21 protein-coding genes are annotated in these 23,400 nt (G+C 71.1%); 15 read left to right on the top strand and 6 right to left on the bottom strand.

Annotated features, from left to right (window positions below; translation table 11 throughout):
* The first annotated feature begins 42 nt into the window (after positions 1-42).
* The 4 genes from ACWIF2_RS10300 to gdhA are packed head-to-tail and all read left to right on the top strand — an operon-like array spanning position 43 to position 4,035.
* On the top strand, positions 43-840 hold the full coding sequence (locus ACWIF2_RS10300) for an SDR family oxidoreductase (protein WP_454359713.1): 798 nt from the start codon (positions 43-45) through the stop codon (positions 838-840).
* Positions 841-864: 24 nt separating this feature from the next.
* On the top strand, positions 865-2,037 hold the full coding sequence (locus tag ACWIF2_RS10305) for a pyridoxal phosphate-dependent aminotransferase (protein WP_454359714.1): 1,173 nt from the start codon (positions 865-867) through the stop codon (positions 2,035-2,037).
* Positions 2,038-2,069: 32 nt separating this feature from the next.
* The gene (locus ACWIF2_RS10310) at positions 2,070-2,657 is read left to right on the top strand and encodes a TetR/AcrR family transcriptional regulator (protein WP_454359715.1); all 588 of its coding nucleotides are present in this window, start codon (positions 2,070-2,072) and stop codon (positions 2,655-2,657) included.
* 31 nt (positions 2,658-2,688) lie between these two features.
* A complete protein-coding gene (gene gdhA, locus ACWIF2_RS10315; protein WP_454359716.1) occupies positions 2,689-4,035 on the top strand; it encodes an NADP-specific glutamate dehydrogenase in 1,347 nt (448 codons plus the stop codon).
* 8 nt (positions 4,036-4,043) lie between these two features.
* Here the strand turns inward: gdhA and ACWIF2_RS10320 are convergent, their stop codons facing one another.
* The 5 genes from ACWIF2_RS10320 to ACWIF2_RS10340 all read right to left on the bottom strand — a co-directional run bounded on the left by ACWIF2_RS10320 (position 4,044) and on the right by ACWIF2_RS10340 (position 10,790).
* Complete coding sequence (locus ACWIF2_RS10320; RefSeq protein WP_454359717.1) at positions 4,044-4,841, bottom strand: nitrilase-related carbon-nitrogen hydrolase; 798 nt, start codon at positions 4,839-4,841, stop codon at positions 4,044-4,046.
* A 65-nt stretch (positions 4,842-4,906) separates the two neighbouring features.
* Complete coding sequence (locus ACWIF2_RS10325) at positions 4,907-5,503, bottom strand: TetR/AcrR family transcriptional regulator (RefSeq protein WP_454359718.1); 597 nt, start codon at positions 5,501-5,503, stop codon at positions 4,907-4,909.
* A 19-nt stretch (positions 5,504-5,522) separates the two neighbouring features.
* On the bottom strand, positions 5,523-7,586 hold the full coding sequence (locus ACWIF2_RS10330; RefSeq protein ID WP_454359719.1) for a discoidin domain-containing protein: 2,064 nt from the start codon (positions 7,584-7,586) through the stop codon (positions 5,523-5,525).
* 184 nt (positions 7,587-7,770) lie between these two features.
* On the bottom strand, positions 7,771-9,771 hold the full coding sequence (locus ACWIF2_RS10335) for a glycosyltransferase family 2 protein (RefSeq protein ID WP_454359720.1): 2,001 nt from the start codon (positions 9,769-9,771) through the stop codon (positions 7,771-7,773).
* A gap of 113 nt (positions 9,772-9,884) precedes the next feature.
* The gene (locus ACWIF2_RS10340) at positions 9,885-10,790 is read right to left on the bottom strand and encodes a LysR family transcriptional regulator (RefSeq protein ID WP_454359721.1); all 906 of its coding nucleotides are present in this window, start codon (positions 10,788-10,790) and stop codon (positions 9,885-9,887) included.
* 136 nt (positions 10,791-10,926) lie between these two features.
* Here ACWIF2_RS10340 and ACWIF2_RS10345 point away from each other — a divergent pair, with 136 nt between their 5' ends.
* The 11 genes from ACWIF2_RS10345 (at position 10,927) to ACWIF2_RS10395 (ending at position 22,257) form a co-directional block, all read left to right on the top strand.
* Positions 10,927-11,007, top strand: coding sequence for a putative leader peptide (locus ACWIF2_RS10345; protein ID WP_454359757.1), 81 nt, complete (start codon positions 10,927-10,929; stop codon positions 11,005-11,007).
* Positions 11,008-11,207: 200 nt separating this feature from the next.
* Entirely contained in the window at positions 11,208-12,335 is a 1,128-nt protein-coding gene (gene sfnG, locus ACWIF2_RS10350) for a dimethylsulfone monooxygenase SfnG (protein WP_382839053.1), read from the top strand.
* Between the two features lie 42 nt (positions 12,336-12,377).
* Complete coding sequence (ssuE, locus tag ACWIF2_RS10355) at positions 12,378-12,935, top strand: NADPH-dependent FMN reductase (protein ID WP_454359722.1); 558 nt, start codon at positions 12,378-12,380, stop codon at positions 12,933-12,935.
* Complete coding sequence (locus tag ACWIF2_RS10360; protein WP_454359723.1) at positions 12,932-14,119, top strand: SfnB family sulfur acquisition oxidoreductase; 1,188 nt, start codon at positions 12,932-12,934, stop codon at positions 14,117-14,119. Before ssuE ends, ACWIF2_RS10360 begins: the two co-directional genes overlap by 4 nt.
* A gap of 32 nt (positions 14,120-14,151) precedes the next feature.
* Positions 14,152-15,309 (top strand): LLM class flavin-dependent oxidoreductase, encoded by a 1,158-nt coding sequence (locus ACWIF2_RS10365; protein WP_454359724.1) that lies wholly within the window; start codon positions 14,152-14,154, stop codon positions 15,307-15,309.
* The gene (locus ACWIF2_RS10370) at positions 15,306-16,490 is read left to right on the top strand and encodes an SfnB family sulfur acquisition oxidoreductase (protein WP_454359725.1); all 1,185 of its coding nucleotides are present in this window, start codon (positions 15,306-15,308) and stop codon (positions 16,488-16,490) included. The genes ACWIF2_RS10365 and ACWIF2_RS10370 overlap by 4 nt, the downstream gene beginning before the upstream one ends.
* Positions 16,491-16,497: 7 nt before the next feature.
* A complete protein-coding gene (locus ACWIF2_RS10375; RefSeq protein WP_454359726.1) occupies positions 16,498-17,673 on the top strand; it encodes an acyl-CoA dehydrogenase family protein in 1,176 nt (391 codons plus the stop codon).
* A 54-nt stretch (positions 17,674-17,727) separates the two neighbouring features.
* The gene (locus ACWIF2_RS10380) at positions 17,728-19,095 is read left to right on the top strand and encodes an ABC transporter substrate-binding protein (RefSeq protein WP_454359727.1); all 1,368 of its coding nucleotides are present in this window, start codon (positions 17,728-17,730) and stop codon (positions 19,093-19,095) included.
* The gene (locus ACWIF2_RS10385; protein ID WP_454359728.1) at positions 19,092-19,970 is read left to right on the top strand and encodes a carbohydrate ABC transporter permease; all 879 of its coding nucleotides are present in this window, start codon (positions 19,092-19,094) and stop codon (positions 19,968-19,970) included. Before ACWIF2_RS10380 ends, ACWIF2_RS10385 begins: the two co-directional genes overlap by 4 nt.
* A complete protein-coding gene (locus tag ACWIF2_RS10390) occupies positions 19,967-20,851 on the top strand; it encodes a carbohydrate ABC transporter permease (protein WP_454359729.1) in 885 nt (294 codons plus the stop codon). The genes ACWIF2_RS10385 and ACWIF2_RS10390 overlap by 4 nt, the downstream gene beginning before the upstream one ends.
* The gene (locus tag ACWIF2_RS10395) at positions 20,848-22,257 is read left to right on the top strand and encodes an LLM class flavin-dependent oxidoreductase (RefSeq protein WP_454359730.1); all 1,410 of its coding nucleotides are present in this window, start codon (positions 20,848-20,850) and stop codon (positions 22,255-22,257) included. Before ACWIF2_RS10390 ends, ACWIF2_RS10395 begins: the two co-directional genes overlap by 4 nt.
* 209 nt (positions 22,258-22,466) lie before the next feature.
* On the opposite strand, the gene ACWIF2_RS10400 is transcribed toward ACWIF2_RS10395, so the two are convergent.
* Positions 22,467-23,315 carry an SDR family NAD(P)-dependent oxidoreductase gene (locus ACWIF2_RS10400; RefSeq protein WP_454359731.1) on the bottom strand — a complete coding sequence of 283 codons (849 nt, stop codon included), beginning with the start codon at positions 23,313-23,315 and terminating at the stop codon, positions 22,467-22,469.
* Positions 23,316-23,400 lie beyond the last annotated feature (85 nt).

Consider the following 23,400-nt stretch of genomic DNA (forward strand, 5'->3'; position numbering starts at 1 on the left):
CATATGTAAGGTGACTCTCATGTCACCGATGGAGGAGAAACGGTGACCACATCGACCGGCACGACCGCGCTCATCACGGGAGCCGGCAGCGGAATGGGCCTCGAGACCGCGCGACTGCTCGCCCGGGACGGTGCCGCCGTGGTGCTGATCGGCCGCAGACAGGAGGCCCTCGACCAGGTCGCCGCCACCATCCGCGCCGACGGCGGGACCGCTCTCGCCCTCGCCGCGGACATCACCCGCGCGGACGACGTGACCCGCGTCCTCGACCGGGTGCGCAGCGAACTCGGCCCGGTCGACATCCTCGTCAACAACGCGGGGAGTTCCTCGTCGGTGCTCAACCCGCAGTGGCTCCCGCACGAGGAGTGGCGCCAGGTCCTCGACGTGAACCTCACCGCCGTCTTCCAGCTCACCCAGGCCGTCCTGCCCGACATGCTCGACCGCGGCGCCGGGACCATCGTCACCGTCTCCTCGCTCGCAGCGGTCAACCCCAACCTGCTCGGCGGCGCCGCCTACGGCGCGGCCAAGGCGGGCGTACGCAACTTCATGACCTTCCTGCACAACACGTTCCGCAACCAGGGCCTGCGCGCGATCACCGTGCTGCCGGGCGAAGCGGACACGCCCATCCTCGACAACCGCGCCCGGCCCCCGGCGCCGGAGGAGCGCGCCGGCATGGTGCAGCCCGAGGACGTGGCCGAGGCCATCCGCCTGGCCGTCGCCCTGCCCCAACGCGTCGTCCTCCAGGAGATCGTCGTCGCCCCGACCCGCCAGCGCGACGTCTCCGCCGACCTCGAGATCAGCCGCCGGGCGGGCGCCCCCGCCGACGCCGCACCGCAGGCCTGACCACCCCGTTTCCAGGAGGAGCGCATGCCGCCCACCATCACCACACAGCCGCCCCTGTCCGGCACCGCCGCCGCCGTCGCCCGGATCGCGGCCGCCTCCCGCCGGACGCAGCAGCCGCAGTCCCGGTCCGACCTCGTCTCCCTCGCGATGGGCGAACCCGACTTCGACACACCCGAGCGCGTGACCGAGGCAGCTCACGCCGCGCTGCGCGCCGGCCGCACCCACTACTCACCGCTGCTCGGCGAGCCAGCCCTGCGCGAGGCCCTCGCCGCGAAGCTGACCGCCACCGCCGGGACCCCGGCCTCCGCCGGCGACATCCTGATCACCCAGGGCGGCACCGCCGGGCTGGCCGCGTCGATCCTGTCCCTGGTCGACCCCGGGGACAAGGTGGTCGTCCCCGACCCCACCTACTCCCTCTACGGCGACCTGGTCGCGATGGCCGGCGGCACCGTCGTCCCCGTCCCGCTCGCACCCGACCTGCACTGGGACCTCGACCGGCTCGCCGACGCCCTCACCGGCGCCAAGCTCTTCGTCTTCTGCAACCCCGTCAACCCGACCGGCATCGTCCACGGCCGGGAGGAACTCGAGGCGCTCGCCGCCCTGCTCGACGGCACCCCCACCATCGTCATCTCCGACGAGGCGTACTCCGACCTCGACTACACCGGCCGCCCCTTCACCTCGGCGCTCTCCGTCGACGGCCTGCGCGAGCGGACCGTCTACTGCCAGACCTTCTCCAAGAGCTACGCGATGACCGGCTGGCGCGTCGGCTACCTCTGGGGTCCGTCGCCGCTCATCCAGGCGGCCGCGCGCATCCACAACACCTTCAACGGCTCCGTCAACACCGTCATCCAGGACGCCGCGCTGGTCGCGGTGGAGAGCTGCGACGACGACGTCACCCGCATGCGCGCCGCGTACCAGGAGCGCGGCGAGCTCATGCGCAGGGAACTGTCCGCGATCCCCGGCCTCACCCTCAGCGCACCGGAAGGCGCCTTCTACCAATTCCCGCGCTACGACATCGATCTGCCGTCCGTGGAGGTCGTGGCGGCGCTGCGCACACAGCACGGCGTCGCCGTCCGGCCCGGGAGCGAGTTCGGAGCGCGGGGTGAGGGGCACCTGAGGCTGTCGTACGCTGCCAGCCCGCAGTCCATCACCGAGGGTGTCCGCCGCCTGGCCGCCGGTCTTTCGGCCCTGCGATGAGCACCGTCCCGTACACGACGAGGAATCGACCCATGCGCAGTGACACCGAGCGCAACCGCAGGCACCTCATCAAGGCGGCCGCGCGACTGTTCGAGAACTCGCCCACGCCCGTCAGCCTCGCCGAGATCGCCAAGCACGCCGAGGTGTCCACCGCGACGGCCTACCGCCACTTCTCCTCCGTCGAGGAGGTGCTGCACGCCTTCCGCGCCCAAGTGGGCTCCGAACTGCGGGACTTCAGCGCCCGGCAGACCACCCGCGGCATGGCGAAACTCGAAGCGGTCTCCCGGCACTGGGTCTCCCTCGTCCTCGAACACGGCGGCGCGATGGCCCAGATGCGTTCGCACCGCGGCTATCTCGAGCGCCTGCGCGAAGGAACCGGCTACCTCACCCCGCAGGCCGAAGCGCTCGCCGAACCGCTGCGGCAGACCACCGAGGAACTCGGCATCGAGGACCTCGGCGACGAAGCCCTCTATCTGTGGAACGCGCTGTTCGACCCGCGCGACATCCTCGACCTCATCAAGAGCGGCCGCACCGAGGACGAGGCCGCCGGCCGCCTGGTGGCCGCACTGCGCGGCGCCCTGATCGGCTGGGCGGCGGCGGAAGAGCCACAGTCCGACTGACCGGCCGCACCGGAACGGAGACACCGCACGCATGGACGTCAGCGCCCACATCGAGGCCGTCTACGACACCCTCCGCCGACGGGACCCCGGGGAAACGGAGTTCCACCAGGCGGCACACGAAGTCCTGCACGCCATGGGCCCCGTGCTCCGGGCCCACCCGGAGTACGCCGAGGCCCGGATCGTGGAGCGGCTCTGCGAGCCCGAGCGGCAGCTGATGTTCCGGGTCCCGTGGGTGGACGACCAGGGCACGGTACGGGTCAACCGCGGTTTCAGGGTGGAGTTCAACAGCGCGCTGGGGCCGTACAAGGGAGGCCTGCGCTTCCATCCCAGCGTCAACCTGGGCATCGTCAAGTTCCTCGGCTTCGAGCAGGTCTTCAAGAACGCGCTGACCGGCATGGCGATCGGCGGCGGCAAGGGCGGGTCGGACTTCGACCCCAAGGGCCGCTCGGACGGCGAGGTCATGCGCTTCTGCCAGGCGTTCATGACGGAGCTGTACCGCCACCTCGGCGAGCACACGGACGTGCCCGCCGGGGACATCGGGGTGGGCGGCCGCGAGATCGGCTACCTCTTCGGCCAGTACAAGCGGATCACCAACCGCTACGAGGCCGGTGTCCTGACCGGCAAGCCGGTCGGCTGGGGCGGTTCGCACGCCCGCACCGAGGCCACCGGCTACGGAGCGGTGTACTTCGCCCAGGCGATGCTCGCCACCCGAGGCCAGGACTTCGACGGACGCCGGGTCGTGGTCTCCGGTTCGGGAAACGTCGCCGTCTACGCCGCCGAGAAGGTCCACGCCCTGGGCGGCCGCGTGGTGGCCTGCTCCGACTCCTCCGGGTACCTGGTCGACGAGGACGGCCTCGACCTGGACCTGCTCAAGGAGATCAAGGAGGTGCGCCGGGCCCGGGTCTCCGCCTACGCCGAGGCGAAGCCGGCCGCCCGGTTCTCCGCCCGCGGGTCGGTGTACGACGTGCCGTGCGACATCGCCCTGCCGTGCGCGACCCAGAACGAGCTGGGCCCTCAGGACGCCGTGGCGCTGGTGAAGAACGGCGTGCTCGCCGTGGCCGAGGGCGCGAACATGCCCTGCACGCCCGAGGCGATCGAGGTGTTCCGCGAGGCACGGATCCTCTTCGCCCCCGGCAAGGCGGCCAACGCGGGCGGGGTCGCGACCTCCGCGCTGGAAATGCAGCAGAACGCCGCACGCGACAGCTGGACCTTCGAGCGGACGGAGGACCGGCTCGCGACCATCATGGGACAGGTGCACGCCCAGTGCCGTGTCTCCGCCGAGACCTACGGGGGCGACGGCGACGACTACGTCCTCGGCGCCAACACCGCGGGCTTCCTCCGCGTCGCCGAGGCGATGATCGCCCAGGGCGTCGTGTAAGCGGACCGTCACCGGCTGCCGACGGACCCCACGGCGAGGACGCGATCACGCAGGACGGGGAGCTCGGCGCGTATCCGGGCGACCTCGCCCATGTCGGCCTCCACCGTCACCGTCTCCGCCGCGGTGCCGGCCTCGCCCAGGACCGTCCCCCAGGGGTCGACGGCCACGCTGTGCCCGCCCTGCCGCATACCGCCATGCGTGCCCGTGGCGCAGCAGGCCAGCAGGAAGACCTGCTCCTCCAGGGCTCTGGTGCGGGTCAGGAGCTGCCAGTGGGAGAGCCGGGCCGCCGGCCAGGCGGCCGGGACGATGATCAGCTCCGCCCCTTCGTCGATCAGGCTCCGGAACAGCTCGGGGAAGCGCAGGTCGTAGCAGATGGCGAGGCCGATCACCCCGAATTCGGTGGGCACGGTGATGATGTCGCCGCCCCCGCCCATCATGGTCGCCTCACCCGTGTCGAAGCCGTACCGGTGGATCTTGCGGTAGTGACCGCGCAGGTCACCGGCCCGGTCGAAGAGGAGGGCGGTGTTGTAGAGGGTCCCGTCCGCGTCCCGTTCGACGATCGATCCGGCGTGCAGCCAGACCCCGGCCGCGCGCGCCGCGGCGGACATGGCCTCGGCGGTGGGACCATCGATCCTTTCGGCGTCGCGCCCCCAACCGTCGTACGCCCACGCCCCGGCCGTCCACAGCTCCGGAAGGACCACCAGATCGTCGCCGGTCCGGCCGCGGACCAGCGAGGACGCCCTGCGACGGCGCTCCTCGGCCGCGTCCGACGCGTCCACCGACAGCTGTATCAGCGAGGCTCGCATGACTGTCACCTCCGGGAGAACCCGTCCCCTTCGAGCCTAAGGAGCCCGACGCGCATCCCGCCTGTTCAGGGCTCGCACACCAGGCCGGCGATGTGCGCGGTGACCGTGTCGAGGATGCCCGACCAGGCCTCGTCGTCGCCGAGCACGAGGTAGTTGAGGGTCAGGCCGTCGGTCATGGCGGCCAGGTAGCGCGCCAGGACGGGGGCGGGTACGCGCAGGCGCAGGCCCATGGTCTCCCGCAGCTGGCCGATGAGCTCGAGGTACGTCTCGGCGTAGAGCTCGTACTGCCGCCGCGCCAGATGTTCGAAGCCGGGCTGGCGCAGCGCGTACTGCGTGAGCTCATAGGTGAGCATGTGCTCGTCCGGGTGGGCGCGGACGTGCTCCCAGTACGCCTGGAAGCCCGCCCGTACGGTCTCCTCGAGGCCGGCCCTGGGCCGCAGGGCCTCCTTCACCACCGTCACGTAGTGCCCGGTGATGGTGGTGATGACGGACTCGATCAGCTCCTGCTTGGAGTCGAAGCAGTAATGGAAGACGCTCAGCGAGACGCCCGCTTCGGCGGCGATGGACCGGGTCGTCGTCCTGGGGACGCCGTCCCGGGCCATCGCCCTGATCGCCGCTTCGGTGAGCTGTCGCCGCCGCTCGGCGGACGGCAACCGTGCCATGGAACCCCTCTCGTGGGTGTCAGCCGCCGTGGACTTCGACCTCGGAGAGGGAGTAGCCCCAGCCGGTGCCGCGCTCCAGCCCCTGGACGCGTACGTACCGGGCCGGTGTGCCGGTGAACCTCGCGGTGTCCAGGCCACCGTCACCCGCCGTCGTGGACCAGGGGGTCCGCCAGTTCACTCCGTCCGTGGAGAGCTCCACGCGGTACGACTTCGCGTAGGCGCGCTCCCAGTCGAGAGTGACCCGCTCGACGTTGCGTGTGGACCCGAGGTCGAGCTGATACCACTGGTCGTCACTCCAGTCGCTCGCCCAGCGGGTGCCGCCGTCGCCGTCCACGGCCCGGTGCGGTTTGTAGCTCGTGAACAGGCTCCACTCCGAGGAACTGGCCGACGCGGTGGAGCCGGCCGCGAGATTGGCCCCGGCCTCGTGGCTCTCGGAGGCACCCCAGGTGTCGAGGTAGGACTCGGCGCCGCGGAAGAGGTCGTCCACCACGTCCTGGCCGCCGACCCGGCGGATGTCCTCGATCCAGTCCGGGACGAGGCCGTAGTGGGCCGCTCCGTCGGTGTTCAGGTCCCAGGTGCGCTGACCGGTGGTCTGCCGGTCGATCACGGAGCCGCCGTCGACGCTCTTGAAGGGGTAGGTGACCTTGTTCGGGGCGTCCGCGCCGCGCGGGCCCGGCCAGCCGCCGACGCCGTTCATGTCGGTGCCGTACCCGTAGCCCACGCCGTACTTGTCGCGCAGGCCCTCCGTGCGCTTGGCCTCGGAGATGAAACCCTCGGAGCCGTGCATGTACTGGGCGATGAAGCCGCCGAGACCGTAGACCCGCTCGGTCCAGTCCATGTCCATCCAGCTGTGCGAGGAGAGCACGCCGGGGTAGGACTCGGCCTCGAAGATGTCGAGCACCCGGCCGGTGGCCTTGACGCTCATATGGTCGATCTCCAGCATCATCCCGCGTTGCATCATGCCGCGGACGGCGTACTCGCCGAGCCCGGTGAGTCCTCTGACGTTGCACTGGGCGTCAGCGCTGTACGAGGGGACCTCCTCGCCCGCCGGGAGCTTCTTCTCGGCCGCGGCCGCCGAGGCGTTGCCGATCGGGTTGTCGTGCTGGGGGCCGGTGCACTTCTCCGTCTTCCAGTACGTGCCCGTCGACAGGAACTGCCCGACGTTGATGGCCGTTCCGAGCGAGCCCGAGTCGAAGCGGACACCGCACAGCGCGTTGTCGAACTTGTGGCACAGGAACATGCTCCGCACACCCAGCGCGTGCAGTTCGTCCAGGCCCTTGTCGATGTCGGCCTTGCTGCACTGCGCGATGTCGAGGACCTGCTTGCAGCCGAACGGCTCGGACGTCTCCACACCGAGGACGACCGCCAGCTTGCCCTGCTCGACGACCTGACGGGCCTGCGCGCTGTCGGTGACGATCCGGAAGAAGCCCTTGCCCGGCCCGCCGTAGATCTTGTCGATGTAGGCCTGCATGTCGTACGACAGCTTGGCCTGCAACCGGATGGACGTCATCTCGTCGCAGCCGCGGTCCTTGAAGAAGTAGACCGAGCAGATCACGCCGTTGGTGACGAGGTCGTTCACCAGCACCCGCTGGCCGCCGCGCCAGGCCCGCTCCACCCAGGCGTAGTAGTTCTGCTGGTGGGTCAGCGAGTCGTGGGCCGGCCAGTCCTTGAAAGTGGGCCAGCCGTTCGGGTCGTGCTTGCCGTCACCGCCGTTGGTGATGAAGTCGAAGATCGCGAGCGAGCCGTCCGGGTAGTGCTCGGGACAGTCCTTGAGCGCGTCCGCGACGCCCTGCTCGGAGAACGGCTTTCCGCAGATCAGACGGCCGCCGAAGGCCTCGTTGGAGAAGATGTGGTCGTGCGCGTCGACGAAGCCGCGCACCTCGCCCCGGTCGTTGGTGCCGGTGAAGGGCGCCCCCGTGACGTTGACCCCGGAGTCCGGCGCGGGCCGCGCGGTCGGGTTCCACCAGTCGGTCCCGGCCGCCGAACTCGGTGTGGGTCCGAGCGCGACGGAGAGGACGAGCAGGAGGAGCGACACAACGGTGATGTTCTTGCGTCTGCGGTACGGGCGTCCGGAACTGGTCACAGCCCACGTCCCTCGGTCGGCGGGATGGCGGGGTCGAGGTATCGGGCCGTCCTGGGCCTTGTGGGCCGGGGAGAGACAGCCCGATTGTCATGACCTCGCCCATGGTGCGACGAGGATGACCACTGCCGCCGTACGAGTCAAGAGTCCGGGACAGATGACCTACTGACGGGTCATCAGCACGGCATCACCGGCGAGACCCGGATCCGTGCCGGCCGAGCCGCCGGCGCAGGGCCGCCACCAGTCCGACCGGCGCCACGCGCAGCACCACGGCCCCCTTCGAGCCGCGAGGGAGTGGCTTGGCGTAATAGGGGCGGCCGAGCCGGGCGGCGCGGAACCAGCGGGTGCCGGTCAGTCCCTTCGGAGGCGGGACGGGAATCCGGCTGTCGGGCTCGTCCGTACGGAGGGTCAGCGTCCACCGCCCCGGAGGCAGTTTCCTGACCGGCAGACGGGCGGTGAAGCCGGTGCCGTCGCCGTCCGGCGCGTATCGCAGGGACGCCTCTCGCACCGAGCCCGAGTCGTCTTCGGCGCGCAGGGCCTGGGGCCCGGGGCGGCCCGCGGCTTCGTCGGTCAGGCGTCCGCTGACGACGAGCGTGCCGGGCGCGTCCCAGGCGATTGCTGTCACGCGGCAGACCGGCTTGTCCTCGGCCCGCCGGATGTCCAGTGAGAAGTTCCCGTACGGAGTGAAGAAGGGACGAGCGGTGGTGGCCACGACTTCGCGCCGTGGCGGGGCGGTCCTCTCGCCGTTCGCGTCCGTCCGCTCCTGCCGGAGTCTGACGGTCCGGCTGACACCCTCGGCGCGCACATCCAGGTAGAGGTCCCACACCCCGGTGCCCAGCGGTGCCCCCGAGTCGACGGTGCTCAGATCCACCTCGACGAGGAAGCCGGTGGCCTGGTCGTCGGGCTGGTGGGAGGCGGTGGAGATGGTCACGGGTACGCGGATGTCCGGGTGTGAGAAGCCACGCGGGCGCAGGATCAGCCGGGTGGAGGATTCGAGCGCGCCGAGGGACTCGATACGGGCGTGGCCGGCGAGCCGGAGCACACCGCCGTGGCCCGTCCATGCCGCTTCGGCCAGTTCATGGCGGACCGGGAGCCGGTCCGTGGCGTCGAAGCAGGTGTCCGGGACCGCCTTCGCCGGGTCCCGGAAGAAGGGGTGGCACCAGTAGACGCGGCCCTTGTCGACGAGGTTGCCGCGCGCCGCGTCCTCCTTGGCGTGCCGGGCCACGGTGATGAGGTCCTCGTACCGGTCCGCGCGCAGCAGGTGGACGATGAGCCGGTCCGGCGGGGCGAGCTGCTGGAAGACACCGTCGGTCACATAACTCAGCGCCCAGTGCCGGAACTGCGGATAGAAGCGCTCCCGTGCCTGCTCTTCGTTCTCCTTGTGCAGCAGGCCGCGCAAGGGCCCGCACAGCTCCCACTCCACGTGGCGGCGCATGATCTGGTCCCGGCGCGGGCCGGGTTCCAGATAGCGGGCGACCGTCTCGAAGCACAGCCGGGTGCCGTCCATACGGTGGACCAGGTCGGCGGCGGTGAGGGTGAGATTGTTGCCGTTCTGGCGGTTGCGTGAGTAGTAGCAGTCGTAGTCGGCCACCACGGAGATGCCGTCGGCGTTCAGGAAGGCCGCGGCGGTGAACGGCTTGTCCTCGCAGTTGCGGTACGGCGGGAACCTCAGGTCCAGCCGCTCGATCAGCGAGCGCCGGAACAGCTTCCAGCACCCCAGAGTGCGGTAGGCGGCGGAGGAGAAGACGTCGGTCCGGGGCTGGTTGTGCGAGAAGACGGCCGTCGGCACGGCACGTCCGCCCACGGACACCATCTTGCCGAGGACGACGTCGGTGCGGTTCTCGTCCGCCATGGCGACCATGCGGCGCAGGGCGTCGGGGCCCAGGTAGTCGTCGGAGTCGAGGAAGAAGACGTAATCCCCGCCCGCCATGTCCAGACCGGTGTTGCGCGGGCCTCCGGCTCCGCCGCTGTTGGGCTGGTGCACGACGCGCAGGCTGGGGCAGGAGCGCGCGAGCCGGTCCAGCTCGTCCGCGGTGCCGTCGGTCGAGCCGTCGTCGACCGCGATGATCTCGATCCTGTCCAGGCCGAGCGTCTGCTCCATGACGGAGGTGACGCACTTCGTCAGTTCCGGCATGGAGTTGTACGCCGGGATGATCACGCTGACGCGGGGCGGATTCGTACGGAGCATGAGGACTCCCATCTCCTTGGAGCTTCCGGCGCGCCCCCGCCCGGCCGCCCCGCGAGAGGCGTCCTCCTACGCCGACGGAGTGGGGGAACCACCCGTTCGGGCCAGGGCCGCCCTCACGACTCCCGGTGCGCGTCCGCGTTGCGTACGAACAGCGCGTGCAGATCACGCACGGCCCGGGGGACCGAGACGGCATGGCGGCGCTGCAGCACCAGCAGCACGTCGGTCTCGCCCCCCGCCAGCGGCCGTACGGTGAGGCTGCCCCGCCGCTCCAGGGGATCGCCGAGAACGCTGAAGTCGGGCAGCACCGTCGCCCCGAGCCCCTCGGCGACCATCAGCTTGCCCATCTCGGCACCGTCGGTGGAGTACGAGAAGGACGGTGTCCGGCCGCGCAGCAGCCGGTGGACGTAGCGGTGCATGACATAGCCGGACCGCATCACGATGAGCGGTTCGGCGAGGAGGCTGTCCACATCCACCGTCTCCAGGGCCGCCAGCGGACTGTCCGGGCGTACGCACACCACCGGCCGCCCGCGCAGCAGCTCGGTCGTCTCGAAGCCGGGCGGCATGTCGTCGCCTTGGAGATAGTTCACCAGCCCCAGGTCGAAGGCGCCCTCCAGCAGCCCCCGGTGGATGTCGGCCTGCTGCGCGCCGACCACCTCGACCTGGGTGGCCGGGTGCGCGGAGCGGAACTCCCGCACGGTCGGGATGAGCAGCGGAACGGTGGCCGTGTTGACCGTGCCGAGCCGCACCATGCGGCTGACGCGGTGCTGGTCGCCGGCCGCGCCGCGCAGCCGGTCCACCGCGTCCAGCACCGTCATGATGTGCGGCAGCAGCTCCCGGCCCTCGTCGCTGACCTTCGCCCCCGAACGCTTGCGCTCCAGCAGGTCCACACCGAGCTCCCGCTCCAGATTACGCACGGTCTCGCTCAACGCGGGCTGGGACAGATGGAGTTCCTCGGCGGCCCGCCGCAGCGAACCGAACCGGGTGACGGCGGCGATGTATTCCAGCTGTTCTATACGCACGACAGGAGACTGCGTCCCCCACGAGCCCGGTTCAAGGGAATCCCTGTCACAACCTCGTGAATACCGACTCTCACCATGTGGAATCACCACCGGGTCTTCTTGACCGGCCGGACCCACGCTTGGTTGGATCGTGGACATGAAGCGACCGGAACTCACGCAGCGACGCCACGTCGATCTCGCGCGTGTCTCCAGCTCCTGCTGTCGCAGCCGCGTCTGAGCGCAGCGCGCCCGAGGGAAACCCTCCCACTCGCTTTCCGCGCTCTCTCCCTTCATGAATTCCGGTCCCGGACGTTCTCCGTCGCGCTGACGGCTTTCCCGGGACCGTCGCTCCAGCGCGCCTGAATTCCCCTCGCGAGCACGTCCCGTGCCGACGCCTGTGTCTTTCGCGCGCCATTCCGCTCTTCCCGGGAGTTCCCCATGCCCGTACCGCCCGCATCCGACCCCGTCCGTTTCGCCTACTGGGTGCCGAACGTCAGCGGCGGCCTGGTCACCAGCACCGTCGAGCAGCGCACCGACTGGGGCTACGACTACAACCGCGAACTGGCCGTCCTCGCCGAGAACAACGGCTTCGACTACGCCCTCAGCCAGGTCCGCTACATGGCCAGCTACGGTGCCGAGAACCAGCACGAGTCGACCAGCTTCAGCCTCGCCCTGCTGCTCGCCACCGAGCGCCTGAAGGTCATCGCCGCCGTCCACCCCGGCCTGTGGCACCCGGGCGTCCTCGCCAAGCTCGGCGCGACCGCCGACCACCTGTCGAACGGCCGCTTCGCGGTCAACGTCGTCAGCGGCTGGTTCAAGGGCGAGTTCACGGCGCTCGGCGAGCCGTGGCTGGAGCACGACGAGCGCTACCGGCGCGCGGAGGAGTTCATCACCGCCCTGCGCACCATCTGGACCGAGGACCACGCCGAACTCGCCGGCGACTTCTACCGGGTGCGCGACTTCTCCCTCAAGCCCAAGCCGCTGAACACCCCCGAGCGCCCGCACCCCGAGATCTTCCAGGGCGGCAACTCCACCGCCGCCCGCGCCATGGCCGGCCGGGTCTCCGACTGGTACTTCAGCAACGGCAAGGACTTCGACGGCGTCACCGAGCAGATCGCCGACGTACGCGCCTCCGCCGCCGAGGCAGGCCGCACGCCCCCGAAGTTCGGACTCAACGGCTTCCTCATCGCCCGCGACACCGAGGCCGAGGCCCGCGAGCAGCTCCGCGAGATCGTCGCCCACGCCGACACCGAGGCCGTGCACGGCTTCCGCGACGCCGTCCGGCAGGCCGGGCAGTCCACCGCCGACGGCAAGGGCATGTGGCAGGACTCAAGCTTCGAGGACCTCGTCCAGTACAACGACGGCTTCCGCACGGGCCTCATCGGCACGCCCGAGCAGATCGCGGAACGGATCGTCGCCTACAAGCGGCTCGGCGTCGACCTCTTCCTCCTCGGCTTCCTGCACTACCACGAGGAGGTCGAGTACTTCGGCAAGCGGGTGCTGCCTCTCGTGCGCGAACTCGAGGCGCAGGAACCCGACTTCGAGCCCGCCGCGGCCCACGCCTGATCACCGTCCGTCCGAGTACAGCCACGAAGGGAAGACCCCCGCATGGCCACCATCGTCTCCGTGTCCGGCAGCCCCTCCGCCACCTCCCGCACCCAGCGACTGCTGCGCCACCTCGACGCCCGGCTCACCGCCCAGGGGCACGAGGTGATCCCGCTGGACGTCCGGAACGTCCCCGCCGAGGCGCTCCTCGGGGCGGACTTCCGGCACCCCGAGATCGTCCGGGCCACCGCCCTCGTCGAGCAGGCGGACGGGGTGGTGGTCGGCACGCCCGTCTACAAGGCCGCCTACTCCGGACTGCTGAAGTCCCTGCTTGACCTGCTCCCGCAGTACGCACTGGCCGGCAAGACCGTCCTGCCGCTCGCCACCGGCGGGTCCGTCGCCCACGTCCTGGCCATCGACTACGCCCTGCGCCCGGTGCTGAGCTCCATGGGCGCCGCGCACATCGTCCCGGGCTGGTTCACCCTCGACAAGGACATCACCGTGAGCGACGACGGCTCCCTGGCCGTCGCGCCCGGCTCGGCCGAGGCCCTGGCCCAGGTCACGGACCAGTTCTCCGCCGCGCTGGGCGGCCGTACGACCGTGCTGGCAGCCACCGGATGAGCACGGCCCATGTGATCGCCGACGACGCCGAGGCCCTGGCCGTCGCCGCCGAACTCGCAGCGGACTTCCGGAAGGAGGCCGCCGAGCGGGACGTACGGCGCAGGCTCCCGCACGCCGAGCTGGAACGGCTCTCCGCCTCGGGCCTGCCGGCCGTGAGCGTGCCGGCCGAGTTCGGCGGCGCGGACGTCCGTGCCGAGACGCTCGCCGAGATCTTCCGGCTGCTGGCATCGGCCGACGCCAGCCTCGCCCAGATCCCGCAGAGCCACTTCGTCTACGTCAACGTGCTGCGCCGCCAGGGCACGCGCGCCCAGCAGGAGTTCTTCTTCGGCGAGGTGCTGCGGGGCAGGCGGTTCGGCAACGCCCAGTCCGAGGCGGGCACCAAGCACGTCCAGGACATCCGCACCAGGCTCGCGCTGCGGCCGGACGGCTCGTACGTCCTCGACGGCGTCAAGCACTACTCCACGGGCGCGCTGTTCGCCCACTGGATCCCCGTCCTGGCCCGGGCCGACGACGACACGCTGCACGTGGCGTACGTACCGCGCGACGCCCCCGGCCTGACGGTCGTCGACGATTGGGACGGCATGGGGCAGCGCACCACGGCCAGCGGAACGGTCCGCCTGGAGCGGGTGCCCGTCCCGGCCGACCGCGTCCTGCCCCACCACCTCACCTTCCAGGGGCCCCAACTCCACGGCGCCGTAGCCCAGTTGCTGCACGCCGCCATCGACGCGGGGATCGCCTCCGGCGCGCTGGCGGAGGCCGTGGAGTTCGTCCGTACGAAGAGCCGGCCCTGGTTCGAGAGCGGGCTGGAGACGGCCGCGGAGGACCCGCTGCTGATCCAGCGGTTCGGTGAACTCTCGATCCGCCTCCGGGCGGCGGAGGCCCTGCTGCGGGAGGCCGCCCGGGCCGTCGACGCCGCCCGGGACGACCTGACCGACGACTCGGCCGCCGAGGCCTCGATCGCGGTGGCCACCGCCAAGGTGACCGCCGCGGAAACCGCCGTCGAGATCGGCAGCGCCCTCTTCGAGGTCGCCGGCACCCGCTCGGCGCTCGACTCCCTGGGCCTGCACCGCCACTGGCGCGACGCCCGCACCCACACCCTGCACGACCCGGCCCGCTGGAAGGTCCAGCACATCGGCCGCTACGTCCTCAACGGCACCAGGCCGCCCCGGCACGGCCTCCTCTGACCCGCCCCCCACCTCACGATCGGAGACCTCTCGTGTCCCTCACCTTCCACTGGTTCCTGCCCACCAACGGCGACAGCCGCCATGTCGTCGGCGGCGGCCACGGCACCCCGGCCACCGCCTCCGGCCGGGACCGGCCGCCGACGGTCGCCTACCTGAGCCAGATCGCCCGCGCCGCCGAGGACCTCGGCTTCGTCGGCGCGCTCACCCCCACCGGCGCCTGGTGCGAGGACGCGTGGCTGACGACGGCGATGGTCAGCCAGAACACCGAGCGGCTGAAGTTCCTGGTCGCCTTCCGGCCCGGCTTCGTCTCGCCCACCCTCGCCGCGCAGATGGCCTCCACCTTCCAGCGGCAGAGCGGCGGACGGCTGCTGCTCAACGTCGTCACCGGCGGCGAGAGCCACGAGCAGCGCGCCTACGGCGACTTCCTCGACAAGGACGCGCGCTACCGCCGCACCGGCGAGTTCCTGCAGATCGTGCGGGAGCTGTGGGAGGGCAAGACCGTCGATCTGCACGGCGAGCACCTCCAGGTGGCGGACGCGACGCTGGCCCGGGTGCCCGACCCGGTCCCCGAGGTCTACTTCGGCGGCTCCTCGCCGATCGCCGGAGAGATCGCCGCGCGGCACGTGGACGTGTACCTCACCTGGGGCGAACCGCCCGCGCAGGTCGCCGAGAAGATCGCCTGGATCAGGAAGCTGGCGGCCGAGCAGGGCCGCACCGTCCGGTTCGGCATCCGGCTGCACGTCATCACCCGCGACACCTCCGAGCAGGCGTGGGCGGAGGCCAACCGGCTGCTCGACGGCTTCGACCCGGAGACCGTGGCGTCCGTGCAGGCCGGGCTCGCCCGCAGCGAGTCCACGGGACAGCAGCGCATGCTCGCGCTGCACGAAGGCGGCAGCCGGGACGCCCTGGAGATCCACCCCAACCTGTGGGCCGGCATCGGCCTGGTACGCGGCGGTGCGGGCACGGCCCTGGTCGGCAGCCACGACGAGGTCGCCGAGCGCATCAAGGAGTACGCGGCCCTCGGCATCGAGGAGTTCGTCCTCTCCGGCTACCCCCATCTGGAGGAGGCCTACTGGTTCGGCGAGGGTGTCCTGCCGAGGCTGGAGGCACAGGGTCTGTGGCAGCACCCCTTCCCCCGGGTCGCGGCCTCCGCCCAGGTCCCGTTCGCGGGTGCGGGAAACCCACGATGACGCACGTGATCGCCGACGACGCCGAGGCGGTCGCCGTCGCGGGCGAACTGGCCGGCGAGTTCGCCCGCGAGGCCGCCCGGCGCGACGCCGAGCGCATCCTGCCGCGCGCCGAACTCGACCGGCTGTCGGCCTCCGGGCTGCTGGGCATCACCGTGCCCCGCTCCCACGGCGGTGCCGAGGTCGGCGCCCGCACCCTCGGCGAGGTCGTCCGGCTGCTGTCGGCCGCCGACGGCAGCATCGGCCAGATTCCGCAGAACCACTTCTTCTTCGTGGAGGTGCTGAAGGAGAACGGCACGGCCGGGCAGCGGGACCTCTTCTACGCCGAACTCCTGGCGGGACGCAGGTTCGGCAACGCCCTCGCCGAGAAGGGCACCCGGCACGCGCTGGAGTTCTCCACCCGCCTCAAGCCCCGCCCCGACGGCTCGTACAGCCTGACCGGAACCAAGAACTACTCCACGGGCGCCCTGTTCGCCCACTGGATCCCGGTCTTCGCACTCGCCCCGGACGACAGCCTCACCGCGGCCTTCGTCCCGCACGACGCCCCCGGGGTCACGGTGGTGGACGACTGGGACGGCATCGGGCAGCGCGGCACCGCCAGCGGCACCGTGCGGTTCGAGGACGTGCACTTGCCCGCCGACCGGGTGGTGCCCCATCACCTCACCTTCGAACGGCCCGAGGTCTTCGGTGCCTTCGGCCAGTTCATCCACGCGGCCGTCGACACCGGAATCGCCCGCGGCGCCCTGGAGGAGGGCGGCGAGCTGATCCGGGACATCGCCCGGCCGTGGGGCGAGTCGGGCGCCGACCGGGCGAACGAGGAACCGCTGGTGATCCAGCGGTTCGGCGAGCTGGCCCTGCTCGTACGCGCCGCCGAGGCCCTCCTCGACCGGGCCGGAGCCGCCCTCGACGCCGCCCGTGATGCCCCTGAGGACGCCGGCCTCGCGGCAGAGGCCTCCGTCGCCGTGGCCGCCGCCCGTGCGCAGGCCGACACCGCCGCGCTGACCGTGGCCAACGACGTCTTCGCCCTCATCGGCACCCGGTCCGTGACCGGCGGCCGCGGCCTGGACCGCCACTGGCGCAACGCCCGCACCCACACCCTGCACGACCCGCGCCGCTGGAAGATCCAGCACCTCGGCAACCACGCCCTGAACGGGGTCGCCCCGCCCGCCAACGGAATCGTCTGAGGACCCCATGACCACGACCGACTGGATCGCCACCGCCCGTGCCGTGGCCGCCGACCTCGCCCAGGACGCCGCCCAGCGCGACAAGGCCAACAAGCCGCCCTTCGAGGAGGTGGAACGGCTGCGCGCGGCCGGGCTGCTCACGCTGCTCGTCCCCGCCCAGTACGGCGGCGGGGGAGCGGACTGGCGCACCGCCTACGCCGTCATCCGGGAGATCGCCGCCGGGGACGGCTCGATCGGCCAGCTCCTCGGCTACCACTACCTGTTGTCCTGGAACCCGCGCTTCTTCGGCGAGCCCGCCACCGTCGAGCGGCTGGAGCGCGCGGCGGCCGAGGGGCAGTGGCTGTGGGGCGGGGCGTTCAACCCCCGCGACCCCGACGTCACCCTGACCCCTGACGGCGACGGCTTCCGGCTCGACGGGCGTAAGAGCTTCGCCACCGGCGCCCGTGTCGCCGACCGCCTCGTCGCCGGTGCCACGCGCACGGACACCGGCGAACCCGTCGTCGTCTTCGTCGACCCGGTCCACCCCGGGGTCGTACGCCACGACGACTGGGACAACTTCGGGCAGCGGCTGTCGGCCAGCGGCAGCGTGGAATTCCACGCCGTACCGGTGGCGGCGGACGACATCATCGGGTCCCTCTCCGAGGAGGCGGGCACCCTCTCCCCGTTCGCCACCCTCGTCACCCCCGCGATCCAGCTGGTCTTCGTCCACTTCTACCTGGGCATCGCCGAGGGAGCGCTCGCCGCGGCCGCCGACTACACCCGCGACACCACCCGCCCCTGGCTGCTGTCGGGCGTCGACTCAGCCACCCAGGACCCCTACACGCTGGCCACCTACGGCGAACTCGCCGTGTCCGCACGCTCGGTACGGCTCCTCGCCGACCACGCGGCCGAAGCGGTCCAGCACAGCATCGACCGAGGACCGGACCTCACCGCCGAGGAGCGCGGCGAGACCGCCGTGACCGTCGCCGCCGCCAAGGTCGCCGCCACCAAGGCCGCCCTCGACATCACCGCCCGGATCCTCGAGGTGACCGGCGCGAGGGCGACGGCGTCCGCGCACGGCTTCGACCGGTTCTGGCGCAACGTGCGCACCCACACCCTGCACGACCCCGTCGCCTACAAGCTCCGCGAGGTCGGCGACCACTTCCTGAACGGCGCCCACGCGCCCTTCACCCTCTACACCTAAGAAATCTCCCTACGTGAGAACTCTCGCGTAAGCAGAAGCCAGGAGAACCACCCCATGACCCCGACCCCGCGCCTCCCGCGCTCCCCGCTCTCCCGCAGACACCTGCTGCGCGCCGCCGGCGGTGCCGCCGCCCTCGCCGCCGCCGGCCCGCTCCTGACCGCCTGCGGCTCCTCCGAGGCCGCCGCGCTCGACCCGACCGCCAAGCCCGACCTCGACGGGGTCACCCTCAAGATCCTGGCCAATCAGCCGAACGCCCTGTCGTTCAAGTACCTGAGCAAGCCCTTCGAGGAGGCCACCGGCGCCAAGCTGTCTGTGACACCCGTGCCGTACGACAAGCTCACGGCGAAGGCCGTGCTCGACGTGCAGTCCGGGGCGGGCCAGTTCGACGTCTTCATGTACTGGTACGCGGCCGTCGGCACTCTCGCCGAGGGCGGTGTCATCGAGGACCTCACCGCGTACATCAAGGCGCACAAGGACATCGAGGAGAGCGACTTCCTGCCGTCCCTGTACGACACGTACACCCGCTACGACGGCAAGCGCTGGGGCCTGCCCTACGACGGCGACACCCACATCCTCTTCTACAACACCGAGCTCTTCGAACGGCACAAGGTCGAGGCGCCCCGCACCTGGGACGAGTACAACGACATCGCCGCGAAGATCACCAAGGACGCCAAGGGCAAGTACTACGGCACCATCATCGAGGCCCAGCAGGTCCCCGTGATCCTCGGCTGCGCCTTCGCCAACCGCCTCGCCGGATACGGCGGTTCGTTCCTCGACGCGTCGGGTGCCCCCACACTCGACACCCCGGAGGCGATCGAGGCCGCGCAGGTGCTGTTCGACGCCGCGCCCAGCGCACTGCCCACCCCGCTGCAGATCGGCTTCGACCAGGCGCTGCCCGCCTTCCTCGATGGCAAGGGCGCCATGCTCGACTTCTGGACCGACTTCGCCAAGCGCGCCCAGGACCCGGGCCAGTCCAAGGTCGTCGACAAGTGGGCCGTCACCACGCTCCCGGTCGGCGGCGACAACACCAAGCCCCGCACCTCGCTCGACGCGGGCTTCGGACTGGCGGTGTCCACGGCGTCGAAGCAGAAGGAGGCCGCGGCCGCCTTCATCAAGTGGGCCACCGCCGCCCAGCAGAACCTCCTCGTGCTCGCCCGGCCCGACGCGGGTGCCGACCCGATCCGCACCAGCACCCTCAGCTCCTCGGCGTTCCGCAAGAACTCGCCCGACTCCTACGAGGTCGTCCGCACCGGCCTCGCCGGCGACCCGCTGCCCTGGCCGACCGTGCCCAAGGCCCCCGACCTGCTCCAGACCCTCGTGGACGAACTCGCGCTCGGCCTGCAGGGCAAGCAGAGCGCGAAGACCGCTCTGGGCAACGCGCAGCGCGCCTGGGCCAAGGAACTCAAGGGAGCGTCCGGATGACAGCCAGGCCGGCCGCCCGGGTCCCCGGCGCGCTCGCCGCGCCGTCCGTGGTCTTCCTCGCGGTCTTCGCCGCCTACCCGCTCGTCTACGTCATCGGCCTGGCCTTCACCGACTCCACCCTCGCCAGGCCGCTGCAACGCTGGACCGGGTTCGACAACTTCCGTACAGCGCTGGAGAGCCAGTCGTTCACGGGCTCGCTGTGGCGGTCGGCGCTCTTCGCGGTGCTCGCCGCGGCGGTGCAGCTGGTGCTGGGCACCGCGCTCGCGCTCCTGCTGCGTGCCAGGGCAGCCCGCCCCGGCCTGCTGGGCACGCTCCTGCTGCTGCCCCTGGTCACACCGCCCGTCATGGTCGGCGTGGCGTGGAAGCTGCTGCTGGCCCCGGTGGGCGGAGCCCTCAACGGCGTCCTGCAGACCGTGGGACTGCCCGGCGTGAACCCGCTCGGCAGCGGCACGGGGGCGTTCACCACCCTCGTCGTCATCGACAGCTGGCAGTGGACACCGTTCGTGATGCTGCTCGTCTACGCCGCCCTCCTCGGCGTACCGGACGAGTTGCGCGAGGCCGCCGCCCTCGACGGCGCCGGCCGCTCGCGCACCCTCCGCTCGATCGTCCTGCCGTACATCGAACCGACCCTGCTGTCCGTCCTGCTGCTCAAGCTCGTGATCGGCTTCAAGGTCTTCGACATCGTCTACGTGGTGACGTCCGGCGGCCCCGGCTTCTCCACCACCACGAGCACGTACGACATCCAGCGCACCGCGCTGCAGGAGTTCGACGTCGGCGGCGCCGCGGCCGCGACCGTGCTGTTCTCCCTGCTGATCGGCCTGGTCACGAGCCTGGTGGCGATGCGCCGCAAGCGGTACGAGGAGGTTTCCGTATGACCACGCTCGAAGCCGTACGGGAAGAGGCGCCGGCCGAGCCCGTGCCCCAGAAGCCTCCGCGCCGCCCCGCCGGGCGCCGCGGCACCACCGGACTCACCGCGCTGCTCACGGTCCTCGCGCTGCTCATGGCCGTACCGCTGCTGTACGTCGCCTCACTGTCCGTCCGCTCCCGCGACGACGTCCTCAACGGCGGGCTGCTGCCCTCGCACCTGTTCTGGCAGAACTGGCCCGACACCTTCCGGGCCGTGGAGGTCGGCCACTACATCGTCAACTCCTGGACGGTCGCGGCCGGTTCGGTCGTGCTCACGCTGCTGATCGCCGTACCCGGCGCGTACTTCACCGCACGGGCCGGACGCCGAGGTGGCAGGCTCGCCACCCTGGTGCTGTCGAGCTACTGCGCCCCGCCCGTCGTCGCCGTCCTCCCTCTCTTCTACCTGCTGCGGAACCTGGAGCTGAACAACACGGTCACCGGGCTCGCCCTCGTCGACGGTCTCGCGAACGTGCCCGTGGCGATCTGGCTGCTGGACGGCTTCGTACGGAAGGTGCCGAAGGAGATCGAGGAGGCCGCCTGGCTCGACGGGCTCGGACCCTGGGCGAGCCTCAGGCGCGTCGTCCTGCCGCTCATCGCGCCGGGCGTCGCGGCCGCCGCGCTGATCTGCTTCTTCCTCAGCTACAACGAGTTCCTCTTCGCCCTCAGCTTCGCCCAGGACAGCAGTGCGCAGACCCTGCCCGTGCTGCTCTCCCTCTTCCAGGGCGACAAGAACGTCGAGTTCGGCCAGCAGGCCGTCGTCTCCCTCATCGGCATCGCGCCTGTCTACGTCCTGGCCGTGGCCGCCCAGCGCCGGCTCGTCGCCGGCCTCTCCTCCGGAGCCCTGAAATGACCCGCCGCATCCATCTGAACGCCTTCGACATGGCCTGCGTCGGCCACCAGTCGCCCGGCCTGTGGCGGCACCCCGACGACCAGGCGCACCGCTACACCGACCTCGACTACTGGACCGGCCTGGCGCGGCTGCTGGAGCGCGGCGGCTTCGACTCGCTCTTCATCGCCGACGTGCTCGGCGCGTACGACGTCTACCAGGGCTCGCGCGACGCCGCCGTCCGCCAGGGCGCGCAGATCCCGTTGTCCGACCCGCTGCCCGCCGTCTCCGCCATGGCCGCGGTGACCGAGCGCCTCGGCTTCGGTGTCACCGTGTCCCTCACCTACGAGCAGCCGTACAAGCTCGCCCGCACCCTCACCACCCTCGACCATCTGACCAAGGGCCGGATCGCCTGGAACGTCGTCACCTCCTACCTGGAGAGCGCCGCCCGCAACCTGGGCCTCGGCGAACAGGTCGGACACGACGACCGCTACGAGGTCGCCGAGGAGTTCCTGGAGGTCTGCTACAAACTGTGGGAGTACTCCTGGGACGACGACGCGGTCGTCCGCGACCGGGAACGGGGCGTCTTCACCGACCCCGGCCGCATCCGGGACATCGCTCACAAGGGCCGCCACTTCACCGTCCCCGGCGTGTTCCTCTCCGAGCCGTCGCCGCAGCGCACCCCGGTCGTCTTCCAGGCCGGCGCCTCCCCGCGCGGCCGGGCCTTCGCCGCCCGGCACGGTGAGGGCGTCTTCATCAACGCCGTCACCCCGCAGGCGACCCGCCGCGTCGTCGACGACATCCGGGCCAAGGCCGCCGCCGAGGGCCGCGACCCCTACAGCGTCAAGATCTTCATCCTGCTCACCGCGATCACTGCCCCCACCGACGAGGAGGCCCGGGCGAAGCACGCCGACCTGATCTCCTACGCCTCCCACGAGGGCGCCCTCGCCCTCTACGGCGGCTGGAGCGGCCTCGACCTGTCCGAACTCGCGCCGGACCAGCCCCTGGAGTACGTCGACACCGACGCCGTCCGCTCCGCGCTCGCGATCTTCTCCACCGCCGATCCGACCCGCCGCTGGACCCCCGACGACGTGGCCCGCTACCTCGGCATCGGCGGCATCGGCCCGGTGGTGGTGGGCTCCCCGGCCACGGTCGCCGACGAGCTGGAACGCTGGGTGGAGGAGGCGGACATCGACGGGTTCAACCTCGCCTACGCCGTGACGCCCGGCACCTTCGCCGACTTCGTCGACCTGGTCGTCCCGGAGCTGCGTTCCCGAGGAAGGCTCCCGGAGGAGCCGTCCGCCACCACTCTGCGCGAACGCCTGCACGGCCCGGGCAGCGGACCTCGCGTCCGGGCCGACCACCCGGCCGCCGAGTACCGCGAACTGGCCGTTCAGCAACGGCGGTCGGCCGACTCCCATCGGGATTGAGAACGTGGTGCGTGGGTCGAAGGCCGCCTTGACCTGTCGCTGCAGGCGGTTGATGCGCCGCTCGGACGGTGCTGCCGCTTGCAGAGTGCACCGTGTCTCTCGCGGAACGAGGCCCTCCGTCCCTACCCGGCGCTCCCGCGGCTGAGCAAGACGGACTTGGCAGCCGTGGCTCCGCCTCTTCCGGTCGGCTGTCGAGGGCGGCCGGGGACTCACTGCTGGACGGGGCTCTGGTATCGCGGGGCGAGTGTGCTCGTGGACGAGGAGCGGAGCCCGAATTCCGCCGCGGCTATGCGCTCCACCGCCTCGCCGTCGACCAGGCCGGGCACGCACACGACCTCGCCGGTTTCCAGGGCCCTCAGCGAAGCGGTCACCACGTCCTCGACGGGCATGCCTCCGTCGTCGTGTACTCGGGCTACCTCACCGGCTACCGGGTCCTGGCCCTGGGTGAGATGGAACTCGGTTGCCGTCAGCCCGGGGCACAGCACCTGGACACGAACCGGCGCACCGTCCAACTCCGCGGCGAGGGTTCGGCTGAAGGTGACCACGTAGCCCTTGGTCCCTCCGTAGACCGCCCGCACCGGCAGCGGGCCCGGCGGAAGCGAACCGGCGAAGGCGAGGGTGGAGGCCACGTTCACCACGGCGCCGCGGCCGCGTGCCAGCATGCCCGGCACGGCCGCACGAGCGAGCCGGGTGAGCGCCACGACGTTCACGGCCATCACCTTCTCCAGCAGTTCCGTGTCGGTCTCGGCGAAGGGGCCGTAGCCGTTGATGCCCGCGTTGTTCACCAGCAGCTCGACGTCGTCCTCGGCGGTTCGCCGGGCAACCCGGTCCAGGTCACCGGTATCGCCCAGATCCGCGACGACGGTTTCCACTCGTACGTCGTGCTGCCCGGTCAGCTCCGCGGCAAGTGCGCGGAGACGCTCTGCGCGACGCGCCACCAGCACCAGATCGTGACCATCCGCGGCGAGGCGACGTGCGTAGGCCGCACCGATGCCCGAGGAGGCACCGGTCACGATGGCTGTTCCCCTGGCGGGGAGGGGTTCGGGATGGATCGTCATGAAGTCCTCCTTGCATTCGTGATGCGACGTGTTCGTGATTCGACGGAGGCGTCCCTCAGGTGGGCACCACCGGGTCCAGGCCGTC

It is taken from the genome of Streptomyces sp. NPDC055506, from assembly GCF_053643595.1.